The 9,529-nt window shown below is 42.6% G+C and carries 10 protein-coding genes and 1 pseudogene; all 11 read right to left on the bottom strand.

The features are described 5' to 3' along the window. Positions 1–240, bottom strand: a pseudogene (locus tag H5185_RS04260) (MSHA biogenesis protein MshP); the annotation flags it as partial. Next, positions 230–1,057: a PilW family protein gene (locus tag H5185_RS04255; protein WP_182741440.1), complete on the bottom strand. Its 828-nt coding sequence runs from the start codon at positions 1,055–1,057 to the stop codon at positions 230–232. The gene H5185_RS04255 and the pseudogene H5185_RS04260, both read right to left, overlap by 11 nt. Continuing rightward, a complete protein-coding gene (locus tag H5185_RS04250; RefSeq protein ID WP_404948442.1) occupies positions 1,057–1,620 on the bottom strand; it encodes a type II secretion system protein in 564 nt (187 codons plus the stop codon). The genes H5185_RS04255 and H5185_RS04250 overlap by 1 nt, the downstream gene beginning before the upstream one ends. Beyond that, positions 1,610–2,089 carry a Tfp pilus assembly protein FimT/FimU gene (locus H5185_RS04245; protein WP_182741438.1) on the bottom strand — a complete coding sequence of 160 codons (480 nt, stop codon included), beginning with the start codon at positions 2,087–2,089 and terminating at the stop codon, positions 1,610–1,612. Before H5185_RS04245 ends, H5185_RS04250 begins: the two co-directional genes overlap by 11 nt. A 235-nt stretch (positions 2,090–2,324) precedes the next feature. Further along, positions 2,325–2,831 carry a prepilin-type N-terminal cleavage/methylation domain-containing protein gene (locus tag H5185_RS04240; protein WP_182741437.1) on the bottom strand — a complete coding sequence of 169 codons (507 nt, stop codon included), beginning with the start codon at positions 2,829–2,831 and terminating at the stop codon, positions 2,325–2,327. A 39-nt stretch (positions 2,832–2,870) separates the two neighbouring features. Beyond that, complete coding sequence (locus H5185_RS04235) at positions 2,871–3,476, bottom strand: prepilin-type N-terminal cleavage/methylation domain-containing protein (RefSeq protein ID WP_182741436.1); 606 nt, start codon at positions 3,474–3,476, stop codon at positions 2,871–2,873. A gap of 109 nt (positions 3,477–3,585) precedes the next feature. Further along, positions 3,586–4,176: a hypothetical protein gene (locus tag H5185_RS04230; protein WP_182741435.1), complete on the bottom strand. Its 591-nt coding sequence runs from the start codon at positions 4,174–4,176 to the stop codon at positions 3,586–3,588. Positions 4,177–4,208: 32 nt separating this feature from the next. Continuing rightward, positions 4,209–5,423 carry a type II secretion system F family protein gene (locus tag H5185_RS04225; protein WP_182741434.1) on the bottom strand — a complete coding sequence of 405 codons (1,215 nt, stop codon included), beginning with the start codon at positions 5,421–5,423 and terminating at the stop codon, positions 4,209–4,211. A 2-nt stretch (positions 5,424–5,425) separates the two neighbouring features. Next, a complete protein-coding gene (locus tag H5185_RS04220; protein ID WP_182741433.1) occupies positions 5,426–7,186 on the bottom strand; it encodes a GspE/PulE family protein in 1,761 nt (586 codons plus the stop codon). Next, entirely contained in the window at positions 7,183–8,556 is a 1,374-nt protein-coding gene (locus tag H5185_RS04215; protein WP_182741432.1) for a lipopolysaccharide assembly protein LapB, read from the bottom strand. The genes H5185_RS04220 and H5185_RS04215 overlap by 4 nt, the downstream gene beginning before the upstream one ends. Continuing rightward, the gene (locus H5185_RS04210) at positions 8,553–9,497 is read right to left on the bottom strand and encodes an ExeA family protein (protein ID WP_182741431.1); all 945 of its coding nucleotides are present in this window, start codon (positions 9,495–9,497) and stop codon (positions 8,553–8,555) included. The genes H5185_RS04215 and H5185_RS04210 overlap by 4 nt, the downstream gene beginning before the upstream one ends. Positions 9,498–9,529 lie beyond the last annotated feature (32 nt).

Here is a 9,529-nt window from a genome sequence, read left to right as displayed (position 1 = left end):
GCTACAACTTCCATTAACACCACTAAGGGGGAACAACTGAGACAGAGCCGCATCAGCGCCACTATTGGCACTAAATAAAGCTCGAGTCCCCCAGACTTCCATATTAACCGACTCATCGGCATCGCTAACAATGCGGATTAAACTCGCCGCCAGCAAAAACATCACTGTCAGCACAAAAATACCAATGATTAATGCACTGCCTTGTTGAGAATATTGCGGCAATTTCAGTTTAGGGTACATTCATCACCTGCACTTGATGTTGATATTGAAATGTTTCGCCATTCACCCTAAATCTAGGCTGTAAATGCACTATAGCATTAGTCACTAATGTTGCTGGCGTTAAAATGATTGCCGGATTAATGGTTAAAGTATTAGTAATATTTTGTGCCATCAAGACGCCATTCCCCATATCCGCTGGAGAGGGCTGCACAGCCTTATAGCCATATTGTTGGTATAAGCGTAAATCAACATTACCCGCGGTGTTAATAAAACAGTAACTGAGTGGGCTCTGGGCAACATACAAGCGTTTTAATGGCGACGCTTCGGTAAAGCGAATACTTTGGGTTAAGGTAATCGTCAGGAGATCTCCGCTTTCAGCCACACTTTGCACCAGAAAACGCTTTGCTGTTAATCCTTGAGCATTATAAACCTCGCTAGCGGTTAAAGGGTAAATCAGCACTGATTGAGCAGCATTAATTGAACGAACACTTTTAATCGCGGTTAACGTATTTTGCACTGATTGCGGGAAAAACGGCGCATCAATATACGATGTACTGGCACTAATAGGTAATAATTCCAGGCATTGATAACTGCCATCAGTCGCTGTTAGCACTCGCATACTATTGGGCACTGCGCGGCGAATATCGCGGGTCATCCGTTCAATGCCAAAACGGCTTTGACTGAGTACCTGATCAACTGCGCTTGATTCAACAAAAATGCGAGTACCAAAAACAACAAAACTGCTTATTCCAACCACAATAATCCCTAAAATTAAAATAACCGTAACCATTTCAATTAAGGTAAATCCCGCTATTTTTGGATGGCGATACTGCTGCATTAGTAGTTACTCCTTACCGCTTGGTAAGTGATCACTTCACCAGCAGGGGTTGTAACGTCTACAGTAATTAATTTTTGCGCCTGCGTTGACGAGTCAAGATAGGCTACTGACACGTTCAAGCGATAATTGGGATAAGCTTGGGCATAGGTTTGGCTTGAGTTGAGCATGTTTTGTGTTTGATCTAACCCATCATAATCATCAACATCGTTGAAATCATCGCGGTCTTCACCATCAGGACCTAGGGAACTGGCCGCGGTACAAACTTCCCCAGTAGGAGCATTGCACGCCGGAACACCACCATTGGGATTGGTCTTTTGATCATAACGCTTGCCCCAAATCTCATTAATAACCGAATGCGCCAACTCAGCGGAGCGCACTCTTTGTAATGTCATCGCAGCTCTATCTGCTTGAGGGAACAACATGCTAGTGATCATTACAATCGCGATGCCAATCACTATCATACCGATAACGAGTTCAATCAGGGTAAAGCCACGCTGACGTCGAGATAGTGGCAAGCGTTGTTGATGATGATCATGTTGACACAATTGCGACTTACTGAGCATAAATATACCCCTCTGATTCAACCGCAATAGCTAAGGTTTCATCTGCAACAGCATTAAAGCAATTACCTGAACACGCTGGTGATACTATACGGCCCTGCTCGTCAAAGGTGATTGAAAAAGCCTGACTCGCATTACTGGCTAACGCGATATAGGCACCACCGCTGAAGGTTTGTGATTGCTCTATACGAACTTGGTTTGTGCATAAGCTAGCGGTTCTTCCGCTAAAATGGCGCAAAGTATATCCGCTTGCTGTCACATCAATTTGATAACACTGATCGGTATTTTGCATTGCTTTAAGCTGGACTTGACGTAATTCACTGATAAATTCATTACGTAAACTGTAGGCGCTATAAGAAGAGTCAGACAACAGACGTGGCAACACAGTCACGGCAATAATACCAATCACAATCATGGTGGTAACCAATTCAACCAAGGTAAACCCTAGCTGAATGTTGCGTTGTTGACTCACAGAGTGATGTCCTCATTGTATCCGTTGAACACTTCGACACCTAACAGCATTAAACCGTAGTAGTGTCATAGACTTATACTAGTTTATCTAGTATGGCAAATACAGCCAATACTGTCTGTTTATTTATTACCTTGTACCGTTTTACAGAAAAACCAAGTGAGTCAATTAATCTCTTTTTTAACTCAAAATATTCAAAAAAAAACCTGCCTAAGCAGGTTTTCTCTCTTAACACTCATTAACAATCTGATGCTGCAGGCATTGGACTGTACGAAGGAAGAGCCGTTGCTGTAGCTGAGGTATAAGTGAAAGTACAAGTTGATGGTGCACCTGCTTGCCAAAATTTCCCAGTTGCAACATCAAAAACCCAATCAGTAGTAATGCCAGTCGCGTTAGGATCTGTTCCAGCAGAAACGCTTAAATCAATTGCATTTTGAAAATTAACTAGTGCAGTGGTCAAATAACCATAATCAGTTGTTACATCAATATTAGTCGCTGGAGTAGCCGTTGAGGAGCCAGTTAAAGTCACTGTGGCCCCAGTCGCTTGTTCTTTACCAGCTAATGCTGCTTTTGAATAAACTAAGGTGTTTGCACCTTGAATTGCCGCTTTTAAACCTTGTAACGCAGACACACGAGCATCACCTTGAAGATTGATAAACTTAGGCGCTGCTGTTACCGCTAAAATACCGAGAATAATGATCACAACCACTAATTCGATTAATGTAAAACCTTGTTGTTTTTGCATATTAAATAACCTCTATAGAAAATAAATAAGTAAATCAAATTAGTTGTTAGTAAATGATACGACCTGACCCGTACCGGCATTGTATGTAATTCCGTTTGCACCGACGGTATCTAAATCTGGAGTGGGTGTTGCGACTCCCGATGTTTGATTAAGCGCTAACGTCGCAACTTGATGATAAACGCACAAATCAAGCCCTGCAACGATTTGGCCATCAATACTCGTAGATGAACCACCGACACCGTTTTGCATTCTTACGGTGTAACGTTGTTGACGAGCATCTTGGTTAAAAAGCACATTTCTAGGTGCGTTTTGTAACACTGCATTAAATACTTCCTGACATGTTTCATTTGTCATGGCTGTTGCATCGGTGTTGGTGGTCCCGGTAGGAAAACCAAACCGCGTATCTAACGACACATTCGTCCCGTCTAAAATCACATTACTATTCCGGCGACCATCAACTTCCCATTGTGCACGCACAAAACTCACTGCGGTGGCTAAACCACCAGCAACGCCATCGACACTGGCGTCTTCAGCATCATCGGTGACATTCAAAAAACGCGGAATTGCCGTTGCAGCCAATAAACCGAGAATAACAATAACAATGACCAACTCGATCAATGAAAAACCTTGTTGTTTCAATTTCATAATATCTTACTCTTCTCTATAGTGCCTACAACAGGGAAACATACTGGTTCAGCGATAACTTCACTGATATTAGCAGCTTATTTAAATTTTAACATGGATGATACAAATTTTATCTGTCACTCATCAAAAAAATGACTCTGCCCGTCTGGAGCTGATAACTCAAACTGGCTTTGTTATTTGAATAATAGCGACACACATGATCATCAGACTGATAATCTACCGCAATATTGAGCTCTTGAACATTATTGGCCAATAACTGCGCCCACAACTGTGCACAACCTTGTACATCATTGGTATCAATAATTGGCCAACCTTGGTTAGATAAAGACACCCAGTTATCGGTACCGACTAAATCGGCATCAAAATCGTCGTTAATCTTATCATTTCTGATAGTGTTAGCTTGTGAGTCTGAATCAAGATTGTCATCTGCGACCTTACTTGGTGTCACATTAGGCACCTTGTTATGCCAAGATAATTGCATCCGGTGTGGCCTGCCAGAAGCTAACCATTGACTGCGCACCATAGCTAAGACATTTAAAAAACGATTATGTTCAAACTCTAAACCACGGCCACCGATATTGGAGGTGGAATTAAAAGAACGTATGCCAACAATGCTCAACAGTACTAACACCACCACAATAGCAATGACTCGCCCATACACTTTAATCAGGTCATCATCTGCTTTTTGTTGGCTCAACATGCCAGTACCCAATGAATAACTTGCATTATATGCTAACCGCCTTTGACCACATTAAGCATATCCCACATAGGCAGATAAATACCCAGTGCCAGTATCAAGACAATGCCAGCGACAAACGCAATAAGAATAGGCTCTAATTTAGCCGTCAGATTTTTTAAATCATAATCGACCTCACCTTCATAAAAATCAGCAGCGTCATTTAATAGTTGATCGATTTGCCCCGTCTCTTCGCCAACCGCCACCATTTGCAATACTAACGGAGTGAATAATTGACTGCTATTAGATACTCTGAGCATTGACTCGCCTGATTCAATACCATGGCGCATCGAGACAATTTTATCATGCATATAAGCATTATCGACCGCATCAGCAACCAAACTTAATGCTTGAGTCATAGGCACACCAGCACTGAGCATCATCGAAAAACAGCGACAATAACGCGATAACGTTGAGCGCTCAATAATAGAACCCACCACAGGAATATGCAGTTTCCATAAATCCCATTGCTTCTCACCCTTTTCGGAATGATGCCAATACCGAATTGCCACTACCACAGCAATTAACAGCACTATCATATGAGGCCAGAAATTAACAAACAGATTAGACGTAGCAATTAATATTTTTGTTGCCCATGGCAACTCTGCGCCGAAACGAGAGAACATATCGGCAAATTTAGGGATAACCATAATATTGAGAATAATCATTGCGATGGTAATGGCGATCAACACAAACATGGGATAACGCATTGCCGCTTTAATCCGTCGACGTGTTTCTTGCTCACGCTCGATATAGCCAGATAACTGGATAAAGGCATCTTCTAACTTACCGGTATTTTCACCAACATGGATCATCGACACAAACAATGAATCAAATATGTCTGGATGAAGGTTCATTGCCGAAGACAGTGGTCGACCTGAAGTGAGCTGAACTGAAATATCATCTAAGGCTGTTTTCATTCGATCGGAATGAGTGGTTTCAGATAAACCAGCAATAGCTCTTAAAATGGGAATACCTGAACGAGTTAAAGAGTACATTTGTCGACTAAAAATTTGTAACTCTTCTAATGACACTTTACTGCGAAATAAGCTCATTGAAAATGATTGCTTATTTTTTACTTCACGTAATTCCAGTGGAATAATTCCACGAGAAAGTAAAGCGTCGGCAGCGGCACTTTCATTAGCAGATTCAAGCTGTGCACTAACAGCCAGCCCTTGTGAGTTACGACCTCGATATTGATATATTGGCATTGTTACAACCCAATATCTTGTTGACTAACCAAATCTTCCGACAACGGCACTGTCGACTCACTAACATCTTCAACCAGTTTTGATACTTCTTCGAGTGTTGTCGTACCAAGGAATAAATACTCCATCGCAGAATGTGCCAGTGGGATAAAATTAGGACTGCGCAGCGCTGCACGAGCAAAATCTTGAGGATTACCAGTACGCATGGCGTCAATCATGTTTTCATCAAGCTCAAGTATTTCAAAAATACCGATTCGGCCACGATACCCCGAACCATTACAGGTTTGACAACCACGGCCGACTTTAAATGTCGCGCTGCTAATATCTTTTTTAGTCACACTACTAAGCCAACTGCGCTCAGCGGCTGAAGGCTGATAATCAATGGCGCAATTATGACAAACACGCCTAACAAGACGCTGAGCAATAATAACGCGCAGTGCACTCGCCACCAAATAGCTGGCCGCGCCCATATCGAGTAATCGTAACGCACTGGTCACCGCGTCATTGGTATGCAAGGTCGACAATACAAAGTGACCGGTTAATGCGCCTCGAAGACCAATTTCAACGGTTTCTTGGTCACGCATTTCGCCAACCATGATAATGTCGGGATCTTGGCGAAGAGTGGTACGCAGCACATTGGAAAAATTTAAACCAATCTTATGGTTAACTTGAACTTGGTTAATGCGTGGTAATTGATATTCCACCGGATCTTCTACGGTGATAATCTTTCTGTCAGCCGTATTAAGCTCACTTAAAATACCGTATAAAGTGGTGGTTTTACCGCTACCCGTTGGCCCGGTCACTAACAACATACCGTGAGGGCGTTTAATCTGTTTACGAATTCGAGCCACAATATGCGGTGGCATGCCAGTTTCATCTAATGTGCGCAGTCCAGTCGTCTGATCTAATAAACGCATCACCACAGATTCGCCGTGATAAATTGGCATGGTCGACATCCGCACGTCGATTTTATGACCTTTGATTTCCATATGAAAACGACCATCTTGTGGCATACGTTTCTCTGAAATATCTAACCCAGCCATCAGTTTCAGCCGTAATACCAGGGCCGATGAAATATTAACCTCGCTTAGGGTGTTTTCATGCAATTGACCATCAATACGTTGGCGGATGCGCAAGACTTTATCGCCGGGTTCAATGTGAATATCTGACGCACGCATTTGCACCGCATCTTCGAAAATAGACTGTAATAACTTGACCACTGTGGTTTCGTTATCACTATCACTTTGGGTTAAATTAGCCAAATCGAACATGTCATCAGCGGCATATTCTTCATCGAGCTTACCGGCTATTTCGGCGATTTGTCCGGTGCGACGGTAGAGGTTATCAAATGCATCGAGTAATTGTTGTTCTGGTGCTACGGCAATCATTAACTGTTTAGGCGCAACCAACACTTCAATATTATCGATAGCCTGTAAGTCGGCTGGATCGCTCATGGCCACTAACACATGATCAGCATGACTTTCTACCACTAAGGCACGATAACGCCTAGCTTGTACTTCAGGAAGAATATTGACCACATCGGCAGCAATTGGGCGACGACTAATATCCAAATACGGTAAATTAAGTTGTTGAGATAAAAACTTAAGTAACTGATCTTCAGTAATACTGTTTAAATCAATCAGTGTACGACCAAGCTTTTTACCTGAATTGCGCTGCTCCGCTAATGCTTGTTGTAGCTGTACATCAGTAATAATCAGCTCTTGAACAAGAAGATCTCCTAACCGCATCTTTAACTTAGGCTTCATCGGTTTTCTCCTAGCTGATCTAAACGCTTTTCAATAAATGTCATGGCTGAAGTCGATAACCCTTCATAGCTTAATGCTGAACGATAAGCCTGAGCGGCTTGTGAGTATTTTGTTTGTGAGTCGAGCGCATAAGCTAACCCCATCCACCAGCGAGATTGAGTCGATTCGGATACCAATAGGTTACGATAAGCCGCTTCAGCTAGGGTAAAGTTCTTCGACGTTTGGGCCAAATCGGTTTGCGCTATCCATTTATCTCGAGCCCACGTTGAATTATCGGGGATCATCGCTAATGTCGCTAATGCAGCATCATAAGCTTTAATTTCGGTTTGAATCCGCGACAAAATCACATAAAACTCCCATTGTTGCGGAAACATACTGATGCCACTTTCGAGTAATCCCATCGCAGTAGTCATATTATTTTGCGCATAATAAATTTCAACCAATTGGATACGCGCTTTGTGTAAGTTCGGTTGTAAAATGATCGCTTCTAAATAGTAACCGGCGGCATCATCAAGTCGCCGTGCCTGCTCGGCATCCATTCCTTTACGGTATTGCAACTGTGCCATTTGTGCCTTACTAATAACGACCTCTTTTACCGACATCTGCGCAGGTTTTTTCTCAACAACAGCGGCTTCAGACGAGCCAGATGATTGCTTTGCAGTGATGGCTTTAGCGCTCTCATTATTATTCGATACCGGATTGATCAGTGTCGTGTTATTGGGTGCAATTTGATCAGATATCGGCTGATTCGCGCTGGATACACTGACCTTATCGGCTGCTGTTTTGCTAGCAACTGTGGCGGCGACTACGGTGTGACTATTGACCGTTTCAGGCTCTCGCTCGCTAGCTTGTTGTGCCGAGGGTGAAGACGTATCAATCTGCTCAGCGTCACCCTTTGATGCTATGTCCACTTGAGTCAAATTGGTTAAGGATGTTTCATTTGTAACAGGCATATTGTCTTGAGTTCTATCGGCGCTGACGGGCTGCTTTGACGCTTCAATAGATTTAGGCGTCATTGTCGAACTGGCATTTAAGGATAACTCAGAGGGTTCAGTCACAAGGTCGTTATGATTAAGTGCTTGGCTTAGCGTTAACGATTCAGTGTCTGTGCTAGCAGCGTCACTGATTGCTTTAGGTTGATTTGCGATTTGCATATTAGCTTGGCGATACATTGACACACCAAACCACAAAGTAGGTATCAATAGTACTGCAACAACAATGAGACTAATAAGCGGTGAACGTGATTTAGCAACTGTTTGATATTGAATTTGAGGACGCACAAATTCACCCACAGCTTGTGTCGAAGGATTATCGGTTTCAGGCTGCTGACGCTGTTCTAAATCTTTCAGCATATTGATAATAACGCTCATTTAATCTCACTTATTTGTGTCACCCATTCACCACAACAACTGTCACTATTTAACCCAATAACCAACATCACTGCAGCAAGGAGCACAACAAGCAAGATGTTGAGCCGAGATACACTCACTTTATGTTGTAAATTAATATCTTCCGTATCGGTTATCGCAGCCAAACAATGCCGAGTTCGGACCTTTTTTTCACCTTGACCGTAACATAGCAATAAACTTTTATGTGCCAAAATATTCACCAAACGCGGAATGCCACGAGCAGCTTTGGCAATACGCTTAATATCCGCGGCAGTAAATAACTCTGGCCCTTGGTAACCCGCAATCGCTAGCCGATATCGAATATAAGCGTGTATTTCGTCCCATGTTAACGGACGTAAACCATAGCTAAAGGTAATACGTTGTCGTAACTGCCTAAACTTAGGTTGCGCTAAACGTTGATCTAATTCAGGCTGACCAAACAGCACCACTTGCAATAACTTACGATTTTCGGTTTCTAAATTAGTAAATAACCGTAATGCTTCAATACTTTCATCCGGTAACGATTGCGCCTCATCCAACACCAATACCACATGAAATCCTTGATGATTTAACGCTAACAAACGCTCATGGATAAGTCTTGTCAGTTGTTGTTGATCGACTTTATTTGGCAAAGACAAACCAAGTTCAGCTGCCACAGCCCAACGTAACTCCTTAGGATTTAAATAAGGATTGGGTAAATATGCACAATGGTATTGAGCGGGTAAATCGTTCAACAATTTACGACACACTAGGGTTTTACCTGTACCCACTTCTCCAGTGACCTTGATAAAACCCTCACCTGTTTCTAATGCTGTTTGCAGCACTTGCAACGCTTCCACATGCGGCGCCAACCCAAAAAAGAAACTGGTATTAGGGGTCAGCGTAAAGGGAAACTGACTTAAGCCAAAATGCTGCAAATACATAATTACCGGCTATCCCTTGTTAATGTTAAGCC

It is taken from the genome of Shewanella sp. SG44-6 (genome assembly GCF_014164185.1).
In the GTDB taxonomy this organism is placed as follows: domain Bacteria; phylum Pseudomonadota; class Gammaproteobacteria; order Enterobacterales; family Shewanellaceae; genus Shewanella; species Shewanella vesiculosa.
This window is presented reverse-complemented; position numbering and strand designations above follow the sequence as displayed.